Origin of the sequence: Pseudomonas sp. TNT2022 ID1044, from assembly GCF_028656895.1 — a bacterium.
In the GTDB taxonomy this organism is placed as follows: domain Bacteria; phylum Pseudomonadota; class Gammaproteobacteria; order Pseudomonadales; family Pseudomonadaceae; genus Aquipseudomonas; species Aquipseudomonas reinekei.
The window spans coordinates 140651-167124 of sequence record NZ_JAMDHB010000022.1 but is presented as its reverse complement, the minus strand read 5'-3'; the positions used below and the strand labels follow the sequence as shown (position 1 = coordinate 167124).

23 protein-coding genes and 4 tRNA genes are annotated in these 26474 nt (G+C 60.5%); 21 read left to right on the top strand and 6 right to left on the bottom strand.

The genetic code is table 11. The annotated features are described in order from the left end of the window. The first annotated feature begins 374 nt into the window (after window positions 1-374). The 4 genes from M5G20_RS23090 (at window position 375) to M5G20_RS23075 (ending at window position 787) form a co-directional block, all read left to right on the top strand. Window positions 375-450: transfer RNA gene (locus M5G20_RS23090), tRNA-Glu, on the top strand. 2 nt (window positions 451-452) lie between these two features. Then, window positions 453-528: transfer RNA gene (locus M5G20_RS23085), tRNA-Gly, on the top strand. A gap of 104 nt (window positions 529-632) precedes the next feature. Then, a tRNA-Glu gene (locus tag M5G20_RS23080) sits at window positions 633-708 on the top strand. A 3-nt stretch (window positions 709-711) separates the two neighbouring features. Next, window positions 712-787: transfer RNA gene (locus tag M5G20_RS23075), tRNA-Gly, on the top strand. Window positions 788-904: 117 nt separating this feature from the next. Here the strand turns inward: M5G20_RS23075 and M5G20_RS23070 are convergent. Together M5G20_RS23070 and M5G20_RS23065 are read right to left on the bottom strand one after the other, a co-directional pair. Next, on the bottom strand, window positions 905-1543 hold the full coding sequence (locus M5G20_RS23070) for a LysE family translocator (protein WP_273921042.1): 639 nt from the start codon (window positions 1541-1543) through the stop codon (window positions 905-907). A 102-nt stretch (window positions 1544-1645) separates the two neighbouring features. Then, entirely contained in the window at window positions 1646-2272 is a 627-nt protein-coding gene (locus M5G20_RS23065; RefSeq protein WP_273921041.1) for an alanyl-tRNA editing protein, read from the bottom strand. A 91-nt stretch (window positions 2273-2363) separates the two neighbouring features. Here M5G20_RS23065 and M5G20_RS23060 point away from each other — a divergent pair, with 91 nt between their 5' ends. Beyond that, window positions 2364-3362 (top strand): LysR family transcriptional regulator, encoded by a 999-nt coding sequence (locus M5G20_RS23060; RefSeq protein ID WP_273921039.1) that lies wholly within the window; start codon window positions 2364-2366, stop codon window positions 3360-3362. A gap of 58 nt (window positions 3363-3420) precedes the next feature. Here M5G20_RS23060 and M5G20_RS23055 read toward each other — a convergent pair whose 3' ends face one another. Then, window positions 3421-3828: a PA2817 family protein gene (locus M5G20_RS23055; RefSeq protein ID WP_007972361.1), complete on the bottom strand. Its 408-nt coding sequence runs from the start codon at window positions 3826-3828 to the stop codon at window positions 3421-3423. 83 nt (window positions 3829-3911) lie between these two features. Next, window positions 3912-6359 carry an acyl-CoA dehydrogenase gene (locus tag M5G20_RS23050; RefSeq protein WP_273921038.1) on the bottom strand — a complete coding sequence of 816 codons (2448 nt, stop codon included), beginning with the start codon at window positions 6357-6359 and terminating at the stop codon, window positions 3912-3914. A 248-nt stretch (window positions 6360-6607) separates the two neighbouring features. On the opposite strand from M5G20_RS23050, the gene M5G20_RS23045 reads away from it, so the two are divergent. From M5G20_RS23045 to M5G20_RS23030, 4 genes are all read left to right on the top strand, one after another. After that, window positions 6608-7267, top strand: a complete 660-nt coding sequence (locus tag M5G20_RS23045; RefSeq protein ID WP_150732318.1) for a transglutaminase-like domain-containing protein — start codon at window positions 6608-6610, stop codon at window positions 7265-7267. Window positions 7268-7310: 43 nt separating this feature from the next. Continuing rightward, on the top strand, window positions 7311-7934 hold the full coding sequence (locus tag M5G20_RS23040) for a glutathione S-transferase family protein (RefSeq protein ID WP_273921037.1): 624 nt from the start codon (window positions 7311-7313) through the stop codon (window positions 7932-7934). Between the two features lie 132 nt (window positions 7935-8066). Continuing rightward, window positions 8067-8999, top strand: coding sequence for an ABC transporter ATP-binding protein (locus M5G20_RS23035; protein WP_273921036.1), 933 nt, complete (start codon window positions 8067-8069; stop codon window positions 8997-8999). Continuing rightward, window positions 8996-9775, top strand: coding sequence for an ABC transporter permease (locus M5G20_RS23030; RefSeq protein ID WP_075947433.1), 780 nt, complete (start codon window positions 8996-8998; stop codon window positions 9773-9775). The genes M5G20_RS23035 and M5G20_RS23030 overlap by 4 nt, the downstream gene beginning before the upstream one ends. A 943-nt stretch (window positions 9776-10718) precedes the next feature. On the opposite strand, the gene M5G20_RS23025 is transcribed toward M5G20_RS23030, so the two are convergent. Next, window positions 10719-11234 carry a DUF2062 domain-containing protein gene (locus tag M5G20_RS23025; RefSeq protein WP_075947432.1) on the bottom strand — a complete coding sequence of 172 codons (516 nt, stop codon included), beginning with the start codon at window positions 11232-11234 and terminating at the stop codon, window positions 10719-10721. Between the two features lie 136 nt (window positions 11235-11370). Between M5G20_RS23025 and M5G20_RS23020 the strand changes: the two genes are divergently transcribed. The 12 genes from M5G20_RS23020 to M5G20_RS22965 all read left to right on the top strand — a co-directional run bounded on the left by M5G20_RS23020 (window position 11371) and on the right by M5G20_RS22965 (window position 22896). Further along, on the top strand, window positions 11371-13593 hold the full coding sequence (locus tag M5G20_RS23020; RefSeq protein ID WP_273921033.1) for a DNA internalization-related competence protein ComEC/Rec2: 2223 nt from the start codon (window positions 11371-11373) through the stop codon (window positions 13591-13593). Window positions 13594-13703: 110 nt separating this feature from the next. Continuing rightward, window positions 13704-14339 carry a MotA/TolQ/ExbB proton channel family protein gene (locus tag M5G20_RS23015; RefSeq protein WP_273921031.1) on the top strand — a complete coding sequence of 212 codons (636 nt, stop codon included), beginning with the start codon at window positions 13704-13706 and terminating at the stop codon, window positions 14337-14339. After that, a complete protein-coding gene (locus M5G20_RS23010; RefSeq protein WP_150732322.1) occupies window positions 14336-14764 on the top strand; it encodes an ExbD/TolR family protein in 429 nt (142 codons plus the stop codon). Before M5G20_RS23015 ends, M5G20_RS23010 begins: the two co-directional genes overlap by 4 nt. Continuing rightward, a complete protein-coding gene (lpxK, locus tag M5G20_RS23005) occupies window positions 14764-15774 on the top strand; it encodes a tetraacyldisaccharide 4'-kinase (RefSeq protein ID WP_273921029.1) in 1011 nt (336 codons plus the stop codon). The genes M5G20_RS23010 and lpxK overlap by 1 nt, the downstream gene beginning before the upstream one ends. Window positions 15775-15799: 25 nt before the next feature. Beyond that, window positions 15800-15985 carry a Trm112 family protein gene (locus M5G20_RS23000; protein WP_007945752.1) on the top strand — a complete coding sequence of 62 codons (186 nt, stop codon included), beginning with the start codon at window positions 15800-15802 and terminating at the stop codon, window positions 15983-15985. Beyond that, window positions 15982-16746: a 3-deoxy-manno-octulosonate cytidylyltransferase gene (kdsB, locus tag M5G20_RS22995; protein WP_150732324.1), complete on the top strand. Its 765-nt coding sequence runs from the start codon at window positions 15982-15984 to the stop codon at window positions 16744-16746. The genes M5G20_RS23000 and kdsB overlap by 4 nt, the downstream gene beginning before the upstream one ends. Beyond that, a complete protein-coding gene (locus tag M5G20_RS22990; RefSeq protein WP_273921026.1) occupies window positions 16746-17210 on the top strand; it encodes a low molecular weight protein-tyrosine-phosphatase in 465 nt (154 codons plus the stop codon). The genes kdsB and M5G20_RS22990 overlap by 1 nt, the downstream gene beginning before the upstream one ends. Continuing rightward, window positions 17207-18226: a UDP-N-acetylmuramate dehydrogenase gene (gene murB, locus M5G20_RS22985; RefSeq protein WP_273921025.1), complete on the top strand. Its 1020-nt coding sequence runs from the start codon at window positions 17207-17209 to the stop codon at window positions 18224-18226. The genes M5G20_RS22990 and murB overlap by 4 nt, the downstream gene beginning before the upstream one ends. 314 nt (window positions 18227-18540) lie before the next feature. Further along, entirely contained in the window at window positions 18541-19011 is a 471-nt protein-coding gene (locus M5G20_RS22980) for a (2Fe-2S)-binding protein (RefSeq protein ID WP_075947424.1), read from the top strand. Next, entirely contained in the window at window positions 19008-21326 is a 2319-nt protein-coding gene (locus M5G20_RS22975) for a xanthine dehydrogenase family protein molybdopterin-binding subunit (RefSeq protein ID WP_273921024.1), read from the top strand. Before M5G20_RS22980 ends, M5G20_RS22975 begins: the two co-directional genes overlap by 4 nt. Beyond that, window positions 21326-22309, top strand: a complete 984-nt coding sequence (locus tag M5G20_RS22970; protein WP_212625458.1) for an XdhC family protein — start codon at window positions 21326-21328, stop codon at window positions 22307-22309. Before M5G20_RS22975 ends, M5G20_RS22970 begins: the two co-directional genes overlap by 1 nt. Continuing rightward, window positions 22306-22896, top strand: coding sequence for a nucleotidyltransferase family protein (locus tag M5G20_RS22965; RefSeq protein ID WP_273921023.1), 591 nt, complete (start codon window positions 22306-22308; stop codon window positions 22894-22896). The genes M5G20_RS22970 and M5G20_RS22965 overlap by 4 nt, the downstream gene beginning before the upstream one ends. A gap of 91 nt (window positions 22897-22987) precedes the next feature. Here M5G20_RS22965 and rne read toward each other — a convergent pair whose 3' ends face one another. Then, a complete protein-coding gene (gene rne / locus M5G20_RS22960; RefSeq protein WP_273921022.1) occupies window positions 22988-26194 on the bottom strand; it encodes a ribonuclease E in 3207 nt (1068 codons plus the stop codon). Window positions 26195-26474 lie beyond the last annotated feature (280 nt).

Sequence of the window (26474 nt, the reverse complement as noted above, 5' to 3'; positions counted from 1 at the left end):
CCGGTAAGACCTCTTTTTAGGGTTCGCGTGCGAGTGTAGTGGCTGGGCCTATAGGCGCCTAGGGCCGCTCGACGAGCTGATCGATGTGGACCAATCTGTATCGGCCGCTGTCTTCTTATATGAATGCTGGCATCGACAAGGCGGATTGCCATCATTGCTGGCTCCGACTATAACGCCTTGGCGAGTGTCAGAATATAGGCGCCAAACACCGGGCGGCGGAAAATCCGGATTGGTGCCGGAAAGCAGGGCGAAGTCATTGATTTAAATAAATTTATATCAGGGGGTTGACGACCTCTCAATCCATCCATAGAATGCGCGCCACTTGCAGCGTAAAGCACACAGCGAAACGAAGCAGGGAGTGAATGTTGTAGTGTGTCCCCTTCGTCTAGTGGCCTAGGACACCGCCCTTTCACGGCGGTAACAGGGGTTCGAGTCCCCTAGGGGACGCCAATGCGGGAATAGCTCAGTTGGTAGAGCACGACCTTGCCAAGGTCGGGGTCGCGAGTTCGAGTCTCGTTTCCCGCTCCAATTTTAAACAGCGTTGCTTTCGGGCAGGGCTGAGTGAAACCAGAACCGAGTCTTCGGACGCGGATCTGGGCACCGAAACACACACCATGTGTTCCGGGCAGCGTGTCCCCTTCGTCTAGTGGCCTAGGACACCGCCCTTTCACGGCGGTAACAGGGGTTCGAGTCCCCTAGGGGACGCCATTTGCGGGAATAGCTCAGTTGGTAGAGCACGACCTTGCCAAGGTCGGGGTCGCGAGTTCGAGTCTCGTTTCCCGCTCCATATTCAACAAAAACGCCGCTCAGCAATGAGCGGCGTTTTTGTTTGTGCGCGATTCATGCTCCAGATAAAAGAAGGCCCGCCAGTCTGACTGTGCGGGCCTTTTCATGTCCTGCGCTTTTACATCGACAGCATCAACCGCCCAGCAAACAAAATCAGGACCACCCCCATGGTGCGTTCGAACCAGTGCCCCATGCGCATGAACAGCAATCTGACCTTGGGACTGGAAAAGAACAGCGCCACGATCACAAACCACAGGGCGTTTACAAAGCACATCCACACCCCATACAGCGCCTGAATCTTCAGCGGTGTCGTGGCGCTGATGAGCGTGGTGAAAATCGCCAGGAAAAACAGCGTGGCCTTGGGGTTGGTGGCGTTGGTCAGAAAACCGGTGGTGAAGGCCTTTAACAACGTTTGCTCGACGATTGGTTCTTCAGCGACTTTATCGCCCTCAAGCACAGGTTTGGGCTGACTGCGTACCAGGCTCACCCCCAAATACAGGATGTAGGTACCGCCCACGACCTTGGCCACCGTCAGTAGCCAGGGCGTGGTGTGCATCAACGCGCCAACGCCAAGTACCGTATACAACACATGCACGGAAATGCCCGCGCCGATGCCCAGCGCCGTGCAAATCCCCACCCACCGGCCGAAGCGTACGCTCTGGCGGATTGTGACGGCGAAATCCGGGCCGGGGGCGACCACGGCGAGAAAATGGACGATCGCCAGCGCCAGAAACTCGCCCAGGTAATTTGAAAGCATCTCAACTCCAGAAAGTCAGGGGGGAAGCGAGCGTCGACGAAGCTCTCGAATGCAGGCGCCATCCGGCGTCGGGCAACGGCATGGGCGCCATTGCCCAAGGGCTCAATCCACGTGGTAGTGGACGGATAACGTGCCTTTCTTTTGCGCAAGGGATTCGATCGTGACCGTGCCCAGATCCTTCAGGCTACGTACATGGGTACCGCCGCAACCGTAGGCGGGCAGTTCACCGAATCCGATTTCCCGGGCGCCTTCGCGCAGAGATATCAGGCGCGGCAGATCGTCGGTGATCCACTGCCCGATGCCTTGCTGCAGGATGTCTGCTTCAACTTCCTGGGCTGATTCCGTCGGCTTGAATTGCACGCGCCCTTCGTCAGGCCAGTGATGCGCCTTGATCGGCATCCAGCCCATGGCCTGGACAAAATGGCCAATCAGATGCCCGGCTGTATGCATGCGTGTATTGAACTGGCGGCGCTCCTCGTCGATCCGGATCTGGGTCATCCCGATTTTTACCGGGCTGTCGACGAAATGGATGATCCGGTCCGGGTCCTGGACCACGCGCAGCACTCGGCTCTCACCGATCCAGCCGGTATCGAAGGGTTGTCCACCGCCCTGAGGGTGGAACAGTGTTGCGCGCAGCACCACGGCGAATTCGCTCTCGTGGGGTGTGCAATCCAGGACTTCCACGTTGGCCTTGAGGTCATCACTGTGGAAGAAGAGGCGAAGCGTCATGTTCCATGCTCGAATTAAAATGTCTGATTTTTATTATATGAAGGGTGGAATAGCGTGATAATCCGTTCAAACATCAAAGGACTGTTGCGTTGTGAGCATAAATCTTCCACTGCCACTGCTGGGTGAAATGGCGATTTTCGTCAAGGTCGTCGAGACCGGCAGTTTCTCCGAAGCGGCACGTCAACTGGGCTCTTCACCCTCGGCGGTCAGTCGCAGTATTTCGCGGCTGGAGAAAGCGCTGGCGACCCGGCTCCTGCAACGAACCACGCGCAAGTTGCGCTTGAGCGACGGTGGGGAAGAGGTGTTCAAGCGGTGCCAGGAGATGGTCAATGCTGCCCGTTCGGTGATGGAGATCAGTGGTCAATTTACCGATGAGCCCGAAGGGGTCGTACGTCTCAGTGTGCCAAAAGCGGTGGGCCGGATCGTGATTCATCCGCACATGCCGGAGTTTTTGCGCCGTTATCCCAAAGTCGATGTGGAGTTGTTGCTGGAGGATCGCCAGGTGGATTTGATCGACGATCATGTCGACCTGGCGATACGCATCACCGATCGGCCGCCTGCGGGGCTGGTGGGGCGCCAGTTACTGACGATCGATCATTTGCTCTGCGCGACCCCGCAGTATCTGGCCGAACATGGAACGCCGACCCATCCCCATGACTTGCTCAACCACAGTTGCATTTACCTGGGGGAAACCCCGAGCGATGCGCGGTGGAAATTCAAGAAAGGCAGCAAGTCGGTCACGGTCGGTGTGCGCGGGCGCTATGCCGCCAATCACACAGGCGTGCGGTTTGGCGCGGTATTGCAACACCTCGGCATTGGTAGCCTGCCGTATTTCACGGCGCGCCGAGCCTTGGAAAAGGGGTTGATGGTGCAAGTGTTGCCGGACTGGACTTTCCTGGCGTCCTACCATGGCGGTGCCTGGCTCCTGCATTCGCCAACCCGATACCTGCCCCCCAAGCTGCGGGTGTTGATCGATTACCTGGTGGAATGCCTGGAGAAGGAGCCGACGTTGGGCAAGCCAGGTAAACCGGGTCGCCTGAGTACGGCGGTATCGGAGTATGAGCTGCCCGAGAGTGATGGGTTGTTTTGATCTGCCGGGAAAATCAAAAAAGGTCCGCATGCGGACCTTTTGTTTTGCTGATCCTGGATCAGTGCTTACTGTCCTGATTGGACAGAGCCAGCAGCTGTTTTTCCTGGTTCCAGTCAAACGGTTCGTCATTCTGTTCAGCTTCGAAACGACGCTCTTCCAGCGCCTGATACAGGTCGATTTCGTCGTCGGGCATGTAGTGCAGGCAGTCACCGGCGAAGTACCACAGCAGGTCGCGCGGGACCAGGTGGGCGATTTGCGGGTAACGGGTGATCACCTGGCACAGGATGTCCTGGCCCAGGTACTGGCTTTCGATCGGGTCGACCGGCAGCAGTGCAAGCAGTTCGTCGAAGCGCTCCAGAAACAAGGCATGGCTTTCGTCGGGAACCTGTTCGGCCTCACCTACGGCGACCAGGATGCTGCGCAGGTGGTCGAGCAATACGAGATGATCGGCAACGATGTTGGACACGAGATAAGTCCTCAAGAGCAAAACGGGCGCGGGAGTATAAAGCTCCTGCGCCCGTTTTTACATGGTGTACGGGGACGGTTTGATCAGCGGACCTTCCCCGGTGCTATCGCCAGCTCCTCTTTATCGAAGTCATCGACATCGATCACCTTGCGCCGTGCCGCCTCGGCTTCACGCAGGGTTTGCGCTTCCACCGGTTGCAATACGCCGGCCTCTAGCGCCGCATCGATCACGTGTTCGCCGGCGACCGGTTTGACCTGACCGCTCTTGAGCGCCATATGGAGTTTTTTCTGCAGGGTTTGTGCAGCGCCCGTCAGGTTGCTGGCGTGTTGCAGGGCGCCGACCGGATCTTCCTTCGATTGTGGGCGATAGCAGCCGAGGAGCACTTCCTCCAGCGCCGGATCACCCTTGGCCCGACCGATGATCGCAGCCACTTGTGCGCCCAGCTTGTCGGAAGGTCCTTTGTGGCGGCGGCCGAACGGGAACACGATCACCCGCAGCAGACATGCCAGCACCTTGTTCGGGAAATTGTTGAGCAGTTCATCCATGGCCCGTTCGGCCTGGCCGAGGCTTTCCTCCATGGCCCAGGCAAACAGTGGCTCCATGTGTTCCGGCGCGTCCAGGTCGTTGTAACGCTTGAGTGCGGCGCTGGCCAGGTACATGTTGCTGAGCACGTCGCCCAGGCGTGCCGACAGGCGTTCGCGACGTTTCAGTTCGCCGCCCAGCAGCATCATGCTCAGATCGGCAAGCAGCGCAAATGCGGCGGCCTGACGGTTGAGGGCGCGGAAATAACCCTGGCTGAGCTTGTCGCCCGGGGTATGTTCCAGGTGGCCAAACCCGAGGTTCAGCACCAGCGTGCTCGCGGCATTGCTGACGGCAAAGCCAATGTGCTTGAGCAGCAGGCCATCGAACTCGATCAGTGCCTGATCCTTGTCTTCACGGGTGGCCAGCGCCATTTCCTTGAGGACGAAAGGATGGCAGCGAATCGCGCCCTGGCCGAAGATCATCAGGTTGCGCGAAAGGATGTTGGCGCCTTCCACGGTAATGAAGATCGGTGCGCCACACCATTTGCGCGCGAGGTAGTTGTTCGGTCCTTGAATGATTGCCTTGCCGCCATGCACGTCCATGGCGTGGCTGATGCATTCGCGGCCCCGTTCGGTGAGGTGATACTTGAGGATCGCCGACAGCACCGAAGGTTTCTCGCCCAGATCCACCGCGTTGGCGGTCAGCATCCGCGCGGCATCCATCATCCAGGCGTTGCCGCCGATGCGGGCCATGGATTCCTGAATGCCTTCGAACGCGGCAATCGGCACGTTGAATTGTTCGCGAATCTGCGCGTACTGGCCCGTCACCAGACTGGTGAACTTGGCCATGCCGGTGCCAACAGCGGGCAGGGAAATCGAGCGCCCGACCGACAGGCAATTCATCAGCATCATCCAGCCTTTGCCGAGCATTTCCTGGCCACCGATGAGGAACTCCAGCGGGATGAAAACGTCTTTGCCGGCGTTAGGGCCGTTCATGAACGCTGCGCCCAGTGGCAGGTGACGACGGCCGATTTCTACGCCGGGAATATCGGTCGGAATCAGCGCGAGGCTGATACCCAGGTCTTCTTTATCGCCCAGCAGGTGGTCCGGGTCGTAAGCCTTGAATGCGAGGCCGAGGAGGGTGGCCACCGGTCCCAGGGTGATGTAGCGCTTTTCCCAGTTCAGGCGCAAACCCAGGGTTTCCTGGCCTTCCCATTCGCCTTTGCAGATCACCCCGGTGTCGGGCATGCCGCCGGCATCGGAGCCGGCCATGGGCCCGGTGAGGGCGAAGCACGGGATATCGTCGCCCCGCGCCAGTCGTGGCAGGTAGTGGTTGCGTTGTTCGTCGGTGCCGTAATGCAGCAGCAGTTCAGCCGGACCGAGGGAGTTGGGGACCATCACGGTGGAGGCGAGGTCGCCACTGTGGCTGGCCAGTTTCATCGCCACTTGGGAGTGGGCATACGCCGAGAAGCCCTTGCCACCAAATTCCTTGGGGATGATCAGGGCAAAGAAACCGTTTTCCTTGATGTACGTCCAGGCCTCGGCCGGCAGATCCATGGTTTGACCAATCTGGTAGTCACTGACCATGGCGCAGAGTGCTTCGGTCGGGCCGTCGATGAATGCCTGTTCCTCTTCGCTCAGCTGTACCTTGGGATACGACAGCAGTTTGTTCCAGTCCGGACGACCGCTGAACAGTTCGCCATCCCACCACACGGTCCCCGCTTCAATCGCATCGCGTTCGGTTTGCGACATGGGTGGCAGCGTTTTCTGGAACCAGTCGAACATCGGCGCGCTGAAGAATTTGCGGCGCAGGTCTGGCAGTAATAATGGTGCAGCCACCGCAGCGAGCAGCACCCAGAAAATCAACAACAACCAACCCTGCGCGTGACTGAAGATGCCCATTGCCAGCAGATAGACAGCCACGATGCCCAAGGCAGGCAGCGGTGAAATGCGACGGTGGGCTAAATAAGCGATCCCGACAACCAGAACCAGTATCCACAACAGCAGCATATTTAATCCTCCGTGAAACCAGGGCGAGCCAACCCACAGAGCTTAGACGGCATCCGCAAAATGGGGTGGTCGGAGCGGGGTGATTGAAATCGTGGGCAATCCCGGATGATTTCTGTAGGTCCGGTTGGCAACGGCCCTGGGAAAACGTTCATTGGGCGGGCGACTAAGCGCCCATGTTTGGCCGAAACGTCGTTATCTCTGTGCTTAACCTCTCGTTAGACTCGAGGCTTCCCCAGGAGATTTCGCGCATGCACGAGTATCTGAGCCCCGGCCGCTTCATCGATAGTGACCATCCCGACGTGGTGGAGTTCGCCGAAAAACACCGTGGCAGCAGCCGCGACCCGCGCGAGCAGGCGATCAGCCTTTATTACGCCGTGCGCGAGGCGGTGCGCTACAACCCGTACACCTTCAGTCGTGATCCGCTGACCTTATGCGGCAGTTACGCACTGGCGGCCGGCGAGAGTTATTGCGTGCCCAAAGCCACTCTGCTGGCCGGCGCCGCGCGGCATTGCGGCATCCCGTCGCGGATCGGTCTGGCGGATGTGCGCAATCATTTGTCGACGCCGCGCCTGCTCGAATTGCTCAAGAGCGACATGTTCGCCATGCACGGTTACACCGAGTTCTATCTGCAGGATCGCTGGGTCAAGGCGACCCCCGCGTTCAACCAGAAACTTTGCGAGTTGTTCAATGTGGCGCCGCTGGAATTCGACGGCATCAACGACAGCGTTTTCCACCCTTATAACCGCGATGGCGAGCAGCTGATGGAGTACCTCGTCGATCACGGCCAGTTTGCCGATGTGCCTGAGGCGTTCTTTTTCGAGCATCTGGAAAAATGCTATCCGCATCTGTTCGGCGAGCAACTGCCGCCGTTATTGGGTGACATGCAGACTGATTTGAGTCGCGCCTGATCCGGCGTATCCTGCCTGCGCATTCATCAATCGAGAGGCGGTCATGCTGAAGATCTGGGGTCGGAAAAATTCATCGAATGTCAGAAAACCATTGTGGGCCGCCGAGGAGTTGGGGCTGGCGTATGAAGCCATCGATGCGGGCGGGGCCTTTGGTGTTGTCGATACGCCCGAGTACCGCGCCATGAACCCCAATGGCCGCGTGCCGTTGATCGAAGACGACGGTTTTGTGTTGTGGGAATCCAACGCCATCGTGCGTTATCTGTTGGCCAAACATGCGGCGGATACCGCGTGGTATCCAGCCGGTGTGCAAGCACGTGCCATCGCTGACAAATGGATGGACTGGACCACCTCCAGTTTCGCCGGCCCGTTCCGCACCGTGTTCTGGGGCGTGTTGCGCACCCCGGCAGATCAGCAGGACTGGCCTGCGATCAAGGCTGCAATCAAGGAATGCGAGGATTTGCTGGCAATGGCCGATCAAGCGCTGGCGACCACGCCTTACCTGTCCGGCGACGAAATCGGCATGGGCGACATTCCCCTCGGCAGTTTCATTTATGCCTGGTTCGAGATGCCGATCGAGCGCGCGCCACGGCCGCATCTGCAAGCCTGGTATGCACGGCTGAAACAGCGTCCGGCCTATCGCAAGGCCGTTATGACCGCGTTGACTTAATACCTACTATCGACACACTTGACTGTACTTGTGTGGCGGCGACAAGCACCATTGCGCTCATGCGCCGCGGTTGCATTGCTCGCCGCCCGCCCTTATTTATCTATTTCCTCCCTTCTTGGTGCGTAATCCGATATGAGTTCCGCTCTGTCCATCCGGCAGCTAACCAAAACCTACGGCAACGGTTTCCAGGCCTTGAGTGGTATCGATCTGGATGTCGCCGAAGGTGACTTTTTCGCCTTGCTCGGCCCCAACGGCGCCGGTAAATCCACGACCATCGGTATTCTCTCGACCCTGGTGAACAAGACCAGCGGCTCGGTGAATATCTTCGGTCATGATCTGGACAAGAATCCTGCGCAGCTCAAGCGCTCCATCGGCGTGGTGCCCCAGGAATTCAACTTCAACCAGTTCGAAAAGACTTTCGACATCGTCGTGACCCAGGCCGGCTATTACGGCATTCCGTCGAAAGTCGCCAAGGAACGTGCCGAGCAATACCTGACCCAGCTCGGTCTGTGGGACAAACGCGATGTGCCGTCGCGTTCGCTGTCCGGCGGCATGAAGCGTCGCTTGATGATCGCCCGTGCACTGGTTCACGAACCGCGCCTGTTGATTCTCGACGAGCCGACTGCCGGCGTGGACATCGAACTGCGTCGCTCGATGTGGACCTTCCTCACTGAGCTGAACCAGAAAGGCATCACCATCATCCTCACCACGCACTACCTGGAAGAGGCTGAGCAGTTGTGCCGCAACATTGGCATCATCGACCACGGCACGATTGTCGAGAACACGAGCATGAAGCAGTTGCTCGGCCAGTTACACGTCGAGACCTTCCTGCTGGATTTGAAGAACAGCCTGAGCGCGCCGCCGCAGTTGCTGGGTTATCCATCCCGTTTGCTCGACGACCACACGCTGGAGGTCCAGGTGGACAAGTCCATGGGGATCACGGCGCTGTTCACCCAGCTTGCCCAGCAGAACATCGAAGTGTTGAGCCTGCGCAATAAAACCAATCGCCTTGAGGAGTTGCTCGTGTCCCTGGTGGAGAAAAATCTGTCGAAGGTGGCAGTATGAGTTCCGAGCTGCGCCCCAACCTCGTTGCCCTCAATACCATCGTTTACCGTGAAATCCGGCGCTTCACCCGGATCTGGCCGCAGACCCTGCTACCGCCGGCGATCACCATGGTTCTGTATTTCGTGATCTTCGGTAACCTGATCGGCCGGCAAATCGGCGACATGGGCGGCTTCACTTACATGGAGTACATCGTGCCGGGGCTGATCATGATGTCGGTGATCACCAACTCCTACGGCAACGTGGTGTCGAGTTTCTTCGGCAGCAAATTCCAGCGCTCCATCGAAGAACTGATGGTCTCTCCGGTTTCGCCGCACACTATCCTGATCGGCTATACCCTGGGTGGCGTGCTGCGCGGGTTGATGGTCGGGATCATCGTGACGTTGTTGTCGCTGTTCTTCACCCACCTGCAGGTGCATCACCTGGGTGTGACCATTCTGGTGGTGGTGCTGACGGCGACGATCTTCTCGCTGCTGGGGTTCATCAACGCGGTGTTTGCGCGCAACTTCGATGACATCTCGATCATCCCGACGTTTGTGCTGACGCCGTTGACCTATCTCGGTGGGGTGTTTTATTCGATTACGTTGCTGCCGCCGTTTTGGCAGACCGTGTCGCTGGCCAACCCTGTGTTGCATATGGTCAATGCTTTCCGGTACGGGATCCTTGGGGTTTCGGATATTCGGATCAGTGTGGCGATTGCCTTTATGGTGGTGGCGACTGGGGTTTTGTATGTTGGGTGCGCGCGGTTGTTGGTGAGTGGGCGGGGGATGCGGACCTGAGGTTGTTTTGGGTTTTGCGTGTATATCCGTTTCTGCGGTAACGGCGGCTTATGGTTTCGCCCTTACGGCGAGTCACTTTTTTTACAAGCGCCTAAAAAAAGTAACCCAAAAAACGCTCGCCCCTTACGTACGGCCCCTCGCTAAGGCTCGGTGTTCCTTCGTTCCGGCATTCATCCGGGGGCATCGCCTCCGGTTGGCTTCGCTTCAACCTCCTCTCGATGTGTGCGGCTTCGCCGCACGGCGCTGCGCGCCCCCCCGGATAAACGCCTCCACTCAGCCTGCCGAGGGGGCGGGTGGATCAAAAGGGCCGAGGCGGCCTACCGGCCGGCCTGTTTGTCTGGTTGGTTCGCATTCCAACCTGCAGGAGCCGGCTTGCTGGCGATGACGCGTTGCCAGCCAACCAATCTCTGCCAGATACCCCCAATCCCACTGTAGGAGCCGGCTTGCTGGCGATGACGCGCTGCCAGCCAACCAATCTCTATCAGATACCCTCCAATCCAGCTGTGGGAGCCAGCCTGCTGGAGATAGCTGTATGTCGTCTCGATGATGTTGACTGAGCGGTCGCCATCGCCAGCAAGCCGGCTCCTACAGGGGGAGATGCGCACGAACCAGATAAACAGGCCGGCCGGCAGGCCGCCTCGCGGTGCTGTGGCGGTACTCGCCCCCTCGTGAGGCCGAGTGGAGGTTCTGCGCAGTGGGCAACCCGGCATGGATGCCGGGTTAGCCGCCCCCGGCCATGGATGGCCGATGGCGGCGGGCCCACGGAGCAGGACCGGAGCGAGGGCATGCCGAGCCTAGGCGAGGCACCGAACGAAAGGGGCAAAAGCGCTTTGGTTACTTTCGCGCTTTTCGAAAGTGACCCGCTGTAAGAGCGGAACCGTCAGCAGCCGTTACCAAAACAACGGATATGTACACGATCAATCCCATCCCAAAGACAGCCCACTCACATCCGGCTCTTCTTTCTCCGAGCCCACTGCCGAGCCACCCACCACCGCCAATACATCATCACCAGACAATAAGCCAACGCCCCCAGCACCAACCCCGTCACCACCGACCCCAGCAAAAACGGTTGCCATAAAGTCGAGAGCTCGCCGCTAATCCATTCCCAGGTCAATTCATCCGGCAAATGCCGTGCAGGAACGTCCAACAACCACGCCCCCGTCTGATAGGTACAAAAGAATACCGCCGGCATGGTGATCGGATTGGTCAGCCAGACCAGGCTCACTGCAATCGGCATATTGCCGCGCACCACGATCGCAAGGAAGGCAGCCAGCAACATCTGCAACGGAATCGGCAGGAAAGCCGCGAACAAGCCAACCGCCATGGCCCGTGCGACGGAATGGCGATTGAGGTGCCAGAGGTTCGGGTCATGCAGCAGCGTGCCGAGAAAGCGTAAGGATTTGTGTTCCCTGATGCTGGTCGGGTCTGGCATGTAACGTTTGAATAATCGCCGGGGCATAAGGCTTCTCGGTCGGTCAAGGCGGCAAGTATGTCTGGATTCTATGAAGCGCCCATTCAGACTTTGTGACAATTGATAACGACGAGCGTGCGCCCGGACGTCTATGCCTAAGGCCGGGACTCTCAAGGACGGGCTTATGCGCACAGGGATGATGGCGCTGGCGTTGGGTCTGCTGGCCCTGCGTTTTTTACCGGCATTGCCGCCGGTCGGGTTGTGGTGGTTGATGCCGGTTGTCGGTTTGATGTTGTTGCCGTTCAAGTCGTATCCGACGGCGTTTTTCCTGTTCGGTTTGAGTTGGGCCTGCGTGCAGGCCCAATGGGCACTGGATGACCGTTTGGCGCCGAGCCTGGACGGTGAAACCCGTTGGGTCGAAGGGCAGGTGACGGGATTGCCCGAGAACGGCGAGGCGGTGGTTCGCTTTGAGTTGGCGCAGGCTACGTCGCGACACGGGAAGGTGCCGACACTCATGCGCCTGGCCTGGTACGACGGCCCGCCGGTAAAAAGCGGCGAGCGCTGGCGATTGGCGATCAAGCTGAAGCGTCCTGTCGGTTTGCTCAATCCGCAGGCTTTCGATTATCAGGCCTGGTTATTGGCGCAGGGCATTGGTGCGACGGGTACGGTCAAGGACGGCGAGCGACTGTCCGAGGCGAGGTGGGCCTGGCGCGATGGCATCCGCCAGAGGCTGCTGGCAGTGGATGCCCAGGGTCGAACGGCTGCGCTGGCAGCGTTGGTGCTGGGGGATGGCGCGGGGCTCAGCCGTGAAGACTGGCAAGTGCTGCAAGACACCGGCACCGTGCACCTGTTGGTGATTTCCGGGCAACACATCGGTTTGCTGGCGGGCGTGGTGTACCTGCTGATCGCCGGTCTGGCCCGCTCTGGACTGTGGCCGAACCGTCTGCCCTGGTTGCCCTGGGCCTGTGGCCTGGCATTCAGTGCCGCGCTCGGTTACGGACTGTTGGCCGGATTTGATGTCCCGGTACGCCGTGCCTGTTTGATGATCGGCCTGGTGTTGTTGTGGCGCCTGCGTTTTCGTCACCTCGGTGCCTGGTGGCCGTTATTGCTGGCGTTTAATGGCGTATTGCTGCTGGATCCGCTGGCCAGTTTGCAGCCGGGGTTCTGGTTGTCCTTCGCCGCAGTCGCGGTGTTGATTTTTACCTTTGGTGGTCGCCTGGGCCCTTGGCGCTGGTGGCAAACCTGGACCCGCGCCCAATGGTTGATCGCCATTGGCCTGTTGCCTTTGCTGTTGGTGCTGGGGTTGCCAATCAGTGTCAGCGGGCCGCTGGTCAACTTGCTGGCGGTGCCCTGGATCAGTCTGGTGGTGCTGCCTCCGGCATTGCTCGGCACCGTGTTGTTGCCGCTGCCTTATGTGGGCGAGGGCCTGTTGTGGCTGGCGGGCGGTTTGATCGATGGCCTGTTCAAGGGACTGGCGTTGGTCGCTGGGCGCATTCCGGCGTGGGTGCCCATGGCGATCCCGTTCTGGGTCTGGTGCGTGGGGGCGATAGGCGCCTGTCTATTGTTACTGCCCCGGGGGGTACCCATGCGCCCGCTGGGGTGGCCGATGTTGCTGTTGCTGGTATTTCCCCCACGCGCAGAACTGCCCGAAGGTATCGCCGACATCTGGCAACTGGATGTTGGCCAAGGCCTGGCGATTCTGGTGCGCACTCGCCATCACGCGCTGCTGTATGACACCGGCCCGCGTTTCGGTGATTTCGACCTGGGAGAGCGGGTCGTACTGCCGTCATTACGCAAACTGGGGGTGAAAGAACTCGACGTGATGCTGATCAGCCACGCTGACGCCGATCATGCCGGCGGTGCCCGGGCAGTTGCCAGTGGGCTGCCGGTCAAGCGCGTGATCAGTGGCGATCCGCAGGCCCTGCCTGCCGAACTGCAAGCTCAGGCCTGTGAAACCGACCGGCAATGGACCTGGGATGGCGTTCAGTTCCGGCTCTGGCAATGGTCGGCAGCCGGGGACAGCAATCAGAAGTCCTGTGTTTTACAGATCGAAGCCAATGCCGAACGGTTGCTGCTGACCGGTGATATCGATGCCGCCGCCGAGCGATCATTGCTCGACAGTCCATTGGCCGTGCCGACTGACTGGTTGCAGGCACCGCATCATGGCAGCCGCAGTTCGTCGTCCATAGCGCTGCTCAACGGCTTGCAACCCAAAGCGGTGCTGGTTTCCCGCGGGCACGGCAATTCCTTCGGCCATCCACATCCAACGGTCGTGGCGCGCTACCGCAAACGTGGCATAACGATCTACGACAGCGCAGAGCAGGGCGCCATTCATCTGCAACTGGGGCGGTTCGAATCACCACGCTCAATGCTTCTGGATCGACGGTTCTGGCGCGATCCGCCATGACTGAATCCATAACCGAGCGTTATTAAAGCCCGACCGGATGCGACATCACGGTCTTCGGTGCGTCCAACCCCTATGTTAGAGTGGCGCACTTTTTCGAGGGGACTGACACTGTGTGGGAATTGGTCAAATCCGGCGGCTGGATGATGCTGCCGATCATCCTGAGTTCCATCGCGGCAATGGCGATCATTGCCGAGCGTCTCTGGACCCTGCGGGCCAGCCGCGTGACCCCGGAGCATTTGCTCGGGCAGGTCTGGGTCTGGATCAAGGACAAAAAGCTCAATAAAGAAAAACTCAAGGAACTGCGCGCCAACTCGCCGCTGGGTGAGATTCTGGCCGCGGGCCTGGCCAACTCCAAACATGGTCGCGAGATCATGAAAGAGTGCATCGAAGAGGCCGCCGCCCGGGTCATCCACGAGCTGGAGCGCTACATCAATGCCCTCGGCACCATCGCCGCCATGGCGCCGTTGCTCGGCTTGCTGGGTACGGTGTTGGGCATGATCGATATTTTCAGCGCATTTACCGGCAGTGGCATGACCACCAACGCGTCGGTGCTGGCCGGAGGTATTTCCAAGGCCTTGATCACCACGGCGGCCGGTTTGATGGTCGGTATCCCGTCGGTGTTCTTCCATCGATTCCTGCAACGCCGGATCGATGAGCTGGTGGTGGGGATGGAGCAGGAAGCGATCAAGCTGGTCGAGGTAGTGCAGGGCGACCGCGATGTGGATCTGGCCGAGGGCAAAGCGTGAAATTCCGCCGCAAGCAACGGGAGAACGTGGACATCAACCTCGCGTCGCTGATCGACGTGGTGTTTATCCTGCTGCTGTTTTTCGTTGTAACCACCACCTTCACCCGTGAAACCCAGTTGCGCGTCGAGCTGCCCGAGGCCGTCAGCGGTTCGCCGGCAGAAGACCAGTCCAAGCAACTGGACATCGCCATCAGTGCTGACGGCGTGTTCTCGGTGAACAACCAGGTGCTGCCGAAAAGCGACCTGGCCACCCTGATGGATGCCTTGCAGAAAGAGTCCAACGGCGATACCAGCCGACCGCTGTCCATCAGTGCCGACGGTAAATCCCAGCATCAATCGGTCATCACGGCCATGGACGCCGCCGGCAAACTCGGCTTCAACCACTTGCGCATGACCACAGTCGAGGCGGCGCCGCCCGCGCCCTGATGGCCATGTCCGATCGCCTGCTTGCCGCGTGGTACCGAGGCCATCCGGCCCTGAAGCTGTTGCAGCCGCTGGAGTGGTTGTACCGGCGTGTGGTCGACAAAAAGCGCAAACGCTTTCTGGCGGGCGAGGGTGAAATCTACCAGCCGCCCGTGCCGCTGATCGTCGTCGGCAACATCACCGTCGGCGGCACCGGCAAGACGCCGTTGATTCTGTGGATGATCCAGCATTGCCAGCGCAGCGGTTTGCGGGTTGGCGTGGTCAGTCGTGGTTACGGCGCCAAACCGCCACAGTTACCATGGCGCGTCGAGGCGGAACACAGCGCTGAAATTGCCGGTGACGAACCGTTGTTGATCGTGCAGCGCACCGGCGTGCCGCTGATGATCGACCCGAACCGCAGCGCCGCGGTCAAAGCCTTGCTGGCGAGCGAACCGCTGGACCTGATCCTCTCCGATGACGGCATGCAGCATTACCGTCTGGCTCGGGATCTGGAGCTGGTGCTGATCGACGCTGCCCGAGGCCTGGGCAATCAACGATGCCTGCCCGCCGGGCCGTTGCGCGAACCGGTCGAGCGCCTGCAAAGCGTTGATGCAGTGCTTTATAACGGCGCCACGGCTGATCGTGACGGCGGTTTTGCCTTCCAGCTGCAACCGACAGCGCTGGTCAATCTGCAAAGCGGTGAGCATCGCCCCCTCGATCACTTTCCCGCAGGTCAGGCGCTGCACGCGGTGGCCGGGATCGGTAACCCGCAGCGTTTCTTCAAGACCCTCGAAACGCTACACTGGCAGCCGGTGCCGCACGCGTTCGCCGACCACGCCGAATACAGTGTGCAGGCCTTGAATTTCACCCCGTCATTGCCGTTGGTGATGACCGAAAAGGACGCGGTGAAGTGCCGTGCCTTCGCCGCCGCCGACTGGTGGTACCTGGCGGTCGATGCTGTGCCGTCGCCGGCCTTCGTGGCCTGGTTCGATACACAGTTGATGCGCCTGTTGCCGGCTCGACTGTTGCCTTAAATCCGTTTTTATCCAGGGAATGCTCATGGACACCAAATTGCTCGACATCCTCGCTTGCCCCGTCTGCAAAGGCCCGCTCAAGCTCAGCGCCGACAAGACCGAGCTGATCAGCAAGGGCGCCGGCCTGGCGTACCCGATTCGCGATGGCATCCCGGTGATGCTCGAAACCGAGGCCCGCACCCTGACCACCGACGAGCGTCTGGATAAATGACCACAGCCTTTACCGTTGTCATTCCTTCGCGCTTCGCCTCCACCCGTTTGCCGGGCAAACCACTGCTGTTGATCGCCGGCAAGCCGATGATCCAGCACGTCTGGGAGCAGGCGAGCAAAAGCAGCGCCCAACGCGTAGTGGTCGCCACTGACGATGTGCGCATTGTCGAGGCCTGCCAGGGCTTTGGCGCCGAAGTGGTGCTGACCCGTGAAGATCACAACTCCGGTACCGATCGCCTGGCGGAAGTCGCGACCAAGCTGGGCCTGGCGCCCGACGCCATCGTGGTCAACGTCCAGGGTGACGAGCCGTTGATTCCGGCGAGTGTGATCGATCAGGTCGCCGCCAACCTGGCCGCCCACACCGAAGCGCGCATGGCCACCCTGGCCGAGCCGATCGAAGACGTGGAAACCCTGTTCAACCCCAACGTGGTCAAAGTCGTCAGCGATCTCAATGGCCTGGCGCTGACCTTCAGTCGCGCCACGCTGCCATGGGCGCGGGACTCGTTCGCCCAGAGCCGCGAGCAGTTGCCGGAAGGCGTGCCGTACCGCCGCCACATCGGCATCTACGCCTATCGCGCCGGTTTCCTGCATGACTTCGTCAGCTGGGGCCCGTGCTGGCTGGAAAATACCGAGTGCCTGGAACAGTTGCGTGCGCTGTGGCATGGCGTGCGGATTCACGTCGCCGATGCGCTGATCGCGCCGCCTCCGGGCGTCGATACTGTTGAAGACCTTGAGCGCGTTCGTCGCCTGCTGGAGGCCTGATGCGGGTTCTGTTTGTCTGCCTGGGCAACATCTGCCGTTCGCCCACGGCCGAAGGCGTGTTGCGCCACAAACTGCGTGAAGCAGGGTTGGCCAGTCAGGTCGAAGTCGCCTCCGCCGGCACTGGTGACTGGCACGTCGGCAAGGCGCCGGACAGACGCAGTCAGGCGGCGGCGAAGCTGCGTGGCTACGACCTGTCGGCCCAACGCGCCCAGCAAGTGACCCGCGCCGATTTCGCCACCTACGACCTGATCCTGGCGATGGACAACAGCAACCTGCGCAACCTCAAGGCTTTGCAACCGGCCCGGGGCAGGGCTGAGCTGGATTTGTTCCTGCGCCGTTATCAGTCGGAAATCGACGAAGTCCCGGACCCGTATTACGACGGCGATCAGGGCTTTGAGCAAGTGCTGGATCTGATCGAACGCGCCAGTGATTTGCTGGTGGTCGAACTGAAGGGACGGTTATGAGTTTGCAGGTTCGGTCGCAGGTTTCGCTCAAGCCCTTCAACAGCTTTGGCGTGGATGTCCGGGCCCGGTTGTTCGCCGAAGCCCATAGCGACGCCGATGTACGGGAGGCCCTGGCCTACGGGCTGGAACATCAGGTGCCGGTGCTGGTGATCGGCGGCGGCAGCAATTTGCTGCTGACGGCGGACATCGAGTCGTTGGTGCTGCGCATGGCCACTCGCGGGATTCGTGTGCTCAGCGATGACGGCAGCAAGGTGGTGATTGAGGCCGAGGCCGGTGAGCCCTGGCATCCGTTTGTGCAGCACACGTTGGCGCAGGGATTGTCGGGCCTGGAAAATCTCAGTCTGATTCCTGGCACTGTCGGTGCGGCACCGATGCAGAACATCGGCGCCTACGGGGTTGAGATCAAGGACGTGTTCGCTGGCCTGACCGCGCTCGATCGTCATAGCGGTGAACTGCGCGATTTCAGCCTGGAAGAATGCAACTTCGCCTACCGCGACAGCCTGTTCAAACAGGAGCCGGGGCGCTGGTTGATCCTGCGCGTACGCTTCGCCTTGAGCCGCGTCGCGCATTTGCATCTGGAATACGGCCCGGTGCGTCAGCGCCTGACCGAGCAAGGCATCGAGCACCCGACCGCCACCGATGTCAGCCAGGCCATTTGCAGCATCCGCAACGAAAAACTCCCCGACCCGGCGGTGCTCGGCAATGCCGGCAGTTTCTTCAAGAATCCGTTAGTGCCAGCGGCGCTGGTCGCTCAGCTCAAGGGTCAATACCCGGACCTGGTGGCTTACGCACAACCCGACGGGCAGATGAAAATCGCCGCAGGCTGGCTGATCGAGCGCGCCGGCTGGAAAGGTTTCCGTGATGCCGATGCGGGCGTGCATAAATTGCAGGCGCTGGTACTGGTCAACTACGGCAGCGCCACCGGCCTGCAGTTGCTCGACCTCGCGCAACGTATCCAGAAAGACATTTCAGATCGTTTCCATGTCGAGCTGGAAATGGAGCCGAACCGGTATTAGTGCAACAGCGGCAAGCTGCAAGCCACTGGCTACAAGCTACAATTACAGATCGCAGGCTATGGGCTGTTTCGCCTTCACGGAAAGTTTGCAGCTTGAAGCTTGCAGCAAATAAGCCCTGTCTCAGCAGGGCTTTTTTGTTAATGCTGGGTTAACTTAGCCGGCTAACGATGCAAGCATTTGTTTCACCAAAGGCCCGGTGCAGACGTCTGCGTTCGCACAAGAGAGCCCATTAGCCTGAGTCGATCTGCGTGCCGAACCAAGATCCCACGGCAGATTGCTCGACCCCATAACTCAAGAAATATGCGGGCGTGCCCATGATTACCCTGAAACTCAACGGTCAAGACCATCAACTCGACGTCACCGAGGACATGCCGCTGCTCTGGGCGATCCGCGACGTGGCTGGTTATAACGGCACCAAATTCGGCTGCGGCATGGGCCTGTGCGGTGCTTGCACCATTCATATCGAAGGCGCGCCGGCGCGCAGTTGCATCACGCCGATCGGCTCGGTGATCGGCCAGAACGTCACCACTATCGACAACCTGCACGCCGACCCGGTGGGCAAAGTGGTTCAACAAGCCTGGCTCGACTCCGCAGTGGCCCAATGCGGTTACTGCCAAGGCGGGCAAATCATGTCCGCCACCGCACTGCTCAAGACCCATCCGAACCCGAGCGACGAACAGATCGAAGAGGCGATGGTCGGCAATATCTGCCGCTGTGGCACTTATAACCGCATCAAGACCGCCATTCGCCAGGCATCCACCCACCTGAAGGAGGCCAAGGCATGAGCCAGTTGCCGATGGATTTCGCCCTGAGCAACCTCAGTCGCCGTGGTTTCCTCAAAGGGGTGGGCGTTACCAGTGCCCTGGTGGTCGCCGCGAGTTGGGGCTGGCAGGACGTGTTTGCCGAAGAAGTGAAGAAGTTCGGCGCCGACGGCATGCCCAATGGTTGGGTGGATGATCCCAAGGTGTACGTGAGCATCGCCGGCGATGGCACGGTGACCGTGATGTGCAACCGTTCGGAAATGGGTCAGGGCGTGCGAACCAGTCTGACCATGGTGGTTGCCGATGAACTGGAAGCTGATTGGGCGCGGGTCAAAGTGCAGCAGGCACCGGGCGACGAAGTGCGCTTCGGCAACCAGGACACCGACGGTTCACGCAGCATGCGTCACTGGTACGAGCCAATGCGCCGCTGTGGCGCCGCCGCGCGGACCATGCTGGAACAGGCCGCTGCCAATCAGTGGAAAGTACCGGTCGGCGAATGCCATGCGCAGTTGCACAAAGTCATTCACAAACCTTCCGGTCGTGAACTGGAATACGGCGCGCTGGCTGCCGCCGCCGGTGCCCTGGCCGTACCGGCGCGTGACAGCCTGAAGCTCAAGCAACCGTCTGAATTCCGCTACATCGGCAAAGAAGGCACCAAGGCCATCGACGGTGACGACATCGTCAACGGTCGTGCGGTCTACGGCGCCGATGTGCATTTCGACGGCATGCTGTTCGCCACCATTGCCCGGCCTGCGGTGTATGGCGGCAAGGTCAAAACCTTCGATGCCAGCGCGGCGATGAAAGTGCCGGGCGTGGTCAAAGTGGTGCAAATTGAAAGCCGTCCGCTGCCATCGGAATTTCAACCGCTGGGCGGCATTGCCGTGGTGGCGAACAATACGTGGGCCGCGATCAAGGGCCGCGAAGCGCTGAAAATCGAGTGGGATGACGGTGCCAACGCCAGTTACGACTCGATCGCCTATCGCAAGGAACTGGAAGCCGCGTCCCTCAAGCCTGGCAAAGTCATCCGCAATACCGGCAACATCGACGAAGCCATGAGCGGCGCCGACAGCACGCTGGAGGCCTCCTACTATCTGCCGCACCTGTCGCAATCACCGATGGAGCCGATGGTCGCCATCGCCCGCTACAAGGATGGCGCGTGCGAAGCGTGGGGGCCGAGTCAGGCGCCGCAGGTCACCCGTGAACGGATCGGCGAGCGTCTTGGTCTGCCATTCGATAAGGTCACTTTCAACGTGACCTTGCTCGGTGGCGGCTTCGGGCGCAAATCCAAGCCAGACTTCATTATCGAAGCGGCCATTCTCGCCAAGGAATTTCCGGGCAAGGCCGTGCGCGTGCAGTGGACCCGTGAGGACGACATTCATTGTTCCTACTTCCACACCGTGTCGGCCGAATACCTGAAGGCCAGTCTGAACAAGGATGGCCTGCCGTCTGGCTGGTTGCACCGCACAGTGGCGCCGAGCATTACCGCGTTGTTCGCCCCGGGCATGAATCACGAGGCGGCTTTCGAGTTGGGCATGGGCTTCACCAACATGGCCTATGCCATCCCGAATGTGCGCCTGGAAAACCCCGAGGCGACGGTACACACCCGCGTGGGCTGGTATCGCTCGGTGTCGAACATCCCGCACGGCTTCGCGATCCAGAGCTTTATCGACGAACTGGCCCACAAGGCCGGGCAGGACCCGCTCAAGTATCAGATCAAATTGCTCGGGCCGGACCGGCAGATTGATCCTCGCACCCTGAGCGAAGAATGGAACTACGGCGAATCGCCCGAGCGCTATCCGATCGATACCGGTCGCCTGCGTACCGTGTTGGAGACCGCCGCCAAAGCCGCCGGATGGGGGCGTGAGTTGCCGAAGGGCCGAGGCCTGGGGCTGGCGGTGCATTACAGCTTCGTCACCTACGTGGCAGCGGTGATCGAGGTCGAAGTCAAAGACGATGGCACGTTGATCGTGCACAAGGCCGACATTGCCGTGGATTGCGGGCCGCAGATCAACCCCGAGCGGATTCGCGCGCAGTTCGAAGGCGCTTGCGTCATGGGCCTGGGCAATGCGGTGTTGGGCGAGATCAGCTTCAAGGACGGCAAGGTCCAGCAGGACAACTTCCACATGTACGAAGTGGCGCGCATGTCACTGGCGCCGAAGCAAGTCGCTGTGCATCTGGTTACGCCACCCGGCACCGTACCCTTGGGCGGTGTGGGTGAACCGGGTGTGCCGCCGATTGCCCCGGCGCTGTGTAATGCGATCTTCGCCGCCACCGGCAAACGCATTCGCAACCTGCCGGTTCGCTATCAGCTGCAAGACTGGAAGAAGGCGCCGGCCTGATGGACAGCGTCGATCTGAACGTCCTGCGCAGCGTGCTGGAATGGCGCCGCGCCGGTCAGCGGGTGGTGTTGTACAGCGTGGTTCAGACCTGGGGCACTGCGCCCCGGGCGCCTGGTGCCATGCTGGCGCTGCGCGAGGACGGTGTCGTGATCGGCTCGGTGTCCGGCGGTTGCGTCGAGGATGACCTGATTGCGCGGTTGCATGACGGTCGAATCCCGCCTGACGGGCCTCCGGTACAACTCATTACCTACGGCGTCACTCGTGAAGAAGCCGCGCGTTTCGGTTTGCCGTGCGGCGGCACCTTGCGTTTGACCGAGGAACGGGTCGGTGATGCGGATTGGGTCGAGCAATTGCTGACCCGCTGTGAAGCCCATGAAATCGTCGCGCGGGAACTTGATCTCGACACTGGCGAAGTGATCCTGAAGCCTGCCAGCAAGTCGGATGTGCTGACATTCGACGGGCAGGTATTGCGCGCAATCTATGGTCCGCGTTGGCGTTTGTTGCTGATCGGCGCGGGCCAGTTGTCCCGGTATGTCGCCGAGATGGCGCGGCTGCTGGATTTCGAAGTGCTGATCTGCGATCCGCGCACCGAGTTCGTCTACGGTTGGGAAGAGCAGCACGGCCGTTTTGTTTCGGGCATGCCCGACGATGCAGTGCTGAACATCCAGACCGACGAGCGCACAGCGATTGTCGCGTTGACCCACGACCCGCGCCTGGACGACATGGCGCTGCTCACCGCCCTGGATTCCAAAGCCTTCTACGTGGGCGCGCTGGGGTCGCGGGTCAACAGCCAGAAACGTCGCGAAAACCTGGCTCAACTAGGCTTGTCGCCACAGGCCATTGAGCGGCTGCACGGCCCGATCGGCTTGCACATTGGTAGCCACAGCCCGGCGGAAATCGCTTTGTCGCTGATGGCCGAGATTGTCGCGATCAAGAACGGCGTCGAGCTGAAACAGAAGAAGCCGTTGCGGGAGGGCGTATGAGTGAGTCCATCGGCGTCATCATTCTGGCGGCGGGGCAGGGCAGCCGTTTTCGGCAGGTCGCAGGCCAGGAAAAAGACAAGTTGCTGGCGGACTGCACGGGGCGTGATGGCGCGGTCCGTTCGGTGATCGAGCAGGTGCTGGTGAATCTGCCTGCCACGCTGGATAAGCGTGTGTTGGTCACCACAGCTGAGCGGCCCCAAGTGATTCGTATGGCCAAGGCTTATGGCTGTGAAATCGTGCTGATCGAATCCGCGGGAATGGGTGACAGCATCGCCGCGGGAGTTAGTGCGAGTGCGCAACTCGATGGCTGGCTGATGGTGTTGGGGGATATGCCGTTCATCCTGCCTTCAAGTATTGAGCACGTCGTGGCGCAGATTGCTGATGGCTGCATCAGCGTGCCGGTGCAGGACAGCGAATACGGCCACCCGGTGGGATTCGGCCGCAGCTTTGGATCGGGGTTGATGGCGTTGTCGGGTGATCGCGGGGCCAAGCCGTTGTTTGCGCAGGGGCGGGTGGTTGAAGTGACGGTGGATGATCCGGGGGTGTTGTGGGATGTGGATGTGCCCGAAGCGCTGATCTTCAAATAAATATAGATCCTGTGGGAATGGGGTGAAGCTTACAGATATAAAAAAGCCCCGCCTGGGTTCACCAGGCGGGGCTTTTTATTGACCGATGGAATCAGACGAGTGGTTTAGGCTCGTGTTCTTTTTCCTCGGCTTGTTCGTGTTGCTCTACCGCTTCCTGAACGGAGCGTGGCGCTTCCTCGATCACCGATTCAGCCTGCTCGGCGGCGACTTCGGCAACAGGGGCAGGCGCTGCCTCGACCACTTCAGCAACAGCGGTTTCAGCCTGAGCAGCAGCGGCAGCCAGTTCGGCTTCCTTCTGCAGGCGCTCTTCTTCACGCTTGCGACGACGCACTTCGCGCGGGTCGTTCGGCGCACGGCCGCTTGGTGTCAGGGCGCTGACCGGGGCGGCTGCAACGACAGGCGCTGGCGTTTCGGCAACAACCGGTGCTTCTACCACGGGTGCTGGCTCGGCAGCTGCAACAACCGGCTCGGAAACCACCGCTTCAGCTACTTCGGCTTGAGCAACCGGCGCTGGAGCAGGTGTTTCAGCAACGGCTGGCTCGGCCACCCAGTTGAACGCAGTTTGCTCTTCGCGAACTTCACGAACGGTTTCGGTCACGGTTTCAGCAACAGTTTCAACCACCGGTTCCGCAACCTCGGCAGGTGCCTGGGCAACGACAACCGGCTCGGCAGCGGCTTCAACCACTGGCTGGGCTTCTGGCGCCTGGGCCACTTCGATTTCCGGCGAAACGGTCACTTCTACCGGCGTGGTCGCTTCAACGACTGGCGCTTCAACCGGAGCAGTTTCCAGGTTGGCGGCAGTGGCGCGTTCGGCTTGCTCGTTGGCTTGTGCTTCGGCCGGCGCGCTGATCACGGTGCTGGCAACGGCTGCGGTAACTGCCAGGCCGGCGGCCAGATCGGCAGTGCTTGGCGCTTCAGCGTTATCGCCGGCTTCGGACTCTTCCGACCCTTCGATCACGTTGCCGTTGGCATCACGTTGACGCTCGCGACGGTTGCTGCGGCGACGCTGGCCACGGGAGCGACGGCGTGGACGATCGCCTTCGGCGCCTTCCTGGCCTTCTTCCTGCAGTTGCTCTTCGTTGGTCGGCAGCTCTTCTTCGGCTACAGCGGCAGCGGCCTGCTCGGCACGTGGCTGACGTTCTTCACGCGGTGGGCGTGGCGCGCGTTCTTCACGTGGCTGACGGGCCGGACGCTCTTCAGCATTGGCAGTCACAGCAGCAGCGGCAGCTGGAGCGGCATCCAGTGGCTCACGCAGCTCACGAACGCGTTCTTCACGCTCGCCACGTGGCTTGCGATCTTCGCGTGGAGCGCGCGGTGCACGTTCTTCACGCGGTGCGCGTGGAGCACGTTCTTCACGGGCTACGGCTGGCGTCTCTTCACGGGCTTCGCGTGGCTGACGCTCTTCGCGTGGTTCGCGTGGTGCGCGTTCTTCACGCGGTGCACGTTCCTCGCGCGGCTTGCGTTCTTCATCGCGGCGGCCGTTACGGTTGCGGCTCTGCTGACGACCGTTGCGACGCTCTTCATTGCGAGCTGGGCGCTCGGTGGCCGGCTTCTCAACTACTACGGGAGCCGCTGGCTCTTCCTTGGTAGCGAACAGGCTGACCAGCGACTTCACCAGGCCTTTGAACAGGCTTGGCTCTGGCGCGGCGGCGGGTGCGGCAACCGGGGCTGCCACTTCGGTCGGAACCGGAGCATTGGCGCGGGCCGGTGCAGTCTTGACCGCAGCTTCCTGGCGAACCAGGGTGCGGGTCGCGGCGGCTGGCTGAACTTCTTCAACTTCGGCAGCGGCAGCGGCGATTTCGTAGCTGGACTGGTTGGTCGCAGCTTCCGGGCTGTCGTCACGCAAACGTTGCACTTCGAAGTGCGGCGTTTCGAGGTGATCGTTCGGCAGAATGATGATGCGGGCACGGGTGCGCAGTTCGATCTTGGTGATCGAGTTGCGTTTTTCGTTGAGCAGGAACGCGGCCACCGGGATCGGCACTTGTGCGCGAACTTCGGCGGTGCGGTCTTTCAGGGCTTCTTCTTCGATCAGGCGCAGGATCGCCAGGGACAGCGATTCAACGTCACGGATGATGCCGGTGCCGTTGCAACGCGGGCAAACGATGCCGCTGCTTTCGCCCAGGGATGGACGCAGGCGCTGACGAGACATTTCCAGCAGGCCGAAGCGCGAGATGCGACCGACTTGCACGCGAGCGCGGTCAGCTTCCAGGCATTCGCGGACTTTTTCTTCCACGGCGCGCTGGTTCTTGGCAGGGGTCATGTCGATGAAGTCGATGACGATCAGGCCGCCGATGTCGCGCAGGCGCAACTGACGGGCGATTTCTTCGGCGGCTTCAAGGTTGGTCTGCAGGGCGGTTTCTTCGATATCGCTGCCTTTGGTGGCGCGCGCCGAGTTGATGTCGATGGACACCAGGGCTTCGGTCGGATCGATGACGATGGAGCCGCCGGAAGGCAGTTCAACCACGCGCTGGAAGGCGGTTTCGATCTGGCTTTCGATCTGGAAACGGTTGAACAGCGGAACGCTGTCTTCGTACAGTTTGATCTTGCTGGCGTACTGCGGCATCACCTGGCGAATGAAGGTCAGGGCTTCGTCCTGGGCTTCAACGCTGTCGATCAGCACTTCGCCAATGTCCTGGCGCAGGTAATCGCGGATGGCGCGGATGATCACGTTGCTTTCCTGGTAGATCAGGAACGGCGCGGCGCGGTCAAGCGAGGCTTCTTTGATGGCGGTCCACAGTTGCAGCAGGTAGTCGAGGTCCCACTGCATTTCTTCGCTGCTGCGGCCCAGGCCGGCAGTGCGCACGATCAGACCCATGTCGGCCGGGGCAACCAGGCCATTCAGCGCTTCACGCAGTTCGTTGCGCTCTTCGCCTTCGATGCGGCGGGAGATGCCGCCGGCACGCGGGTTGTTCGGCATCAGCACCAGATAACGGCCGGCCAGGCTGATGAAGGTGGTCAGGGCTGCGCCCTTGTTGCCACGTTCTTCTTTTTCGACCTGAACGATGACTTCCTGGCCTTCGCTCAGGACGTCCTTGATGTTGACGCGACCTTCCGGGGCTTTCTTGAAGTATTCGCGGGAGATTTCTTTGAGGGGCAGGAAGCCGTGGCGCTCGGAGCCGAAATCGACAAAGGCAGCCTCAAGGCTTGGTTCGATGCGAGTAATCCGGCCTTTATAGATGTTGGCCTTCTTCTGCTCGCGTGCACCGGATTCGATGTCCAGGTCGTAGAGGCGTTGGCCATCTACCAGTGCAACACGCAACTCTTCGGGTTGAGTTGCGTTAATCAGCATTCTTTTCATGTAGTACCGTCGGTTTCCGGGCTGCCGGAAACGGCGTTCGGCACACACGACTTCTCACGGTCGGTGTCAGGTGCGTCGGGAGTGGTTGGCCATTCCCGTGTCCAGCGATGTCCGGCCAATGAGGGCCTGCATCGCGACGTACGCGTCCTGCTTGCTGTGGCTACTTAAGCACTCAGTCAGGAGGAGGAATCAACCGGCGGCTGTGGACGAGATGAAGCGTCTTGATAAAGCCTATTGCTACACAGTCCAGCGGTTGTGCATCTCCACCCTACACGTATCC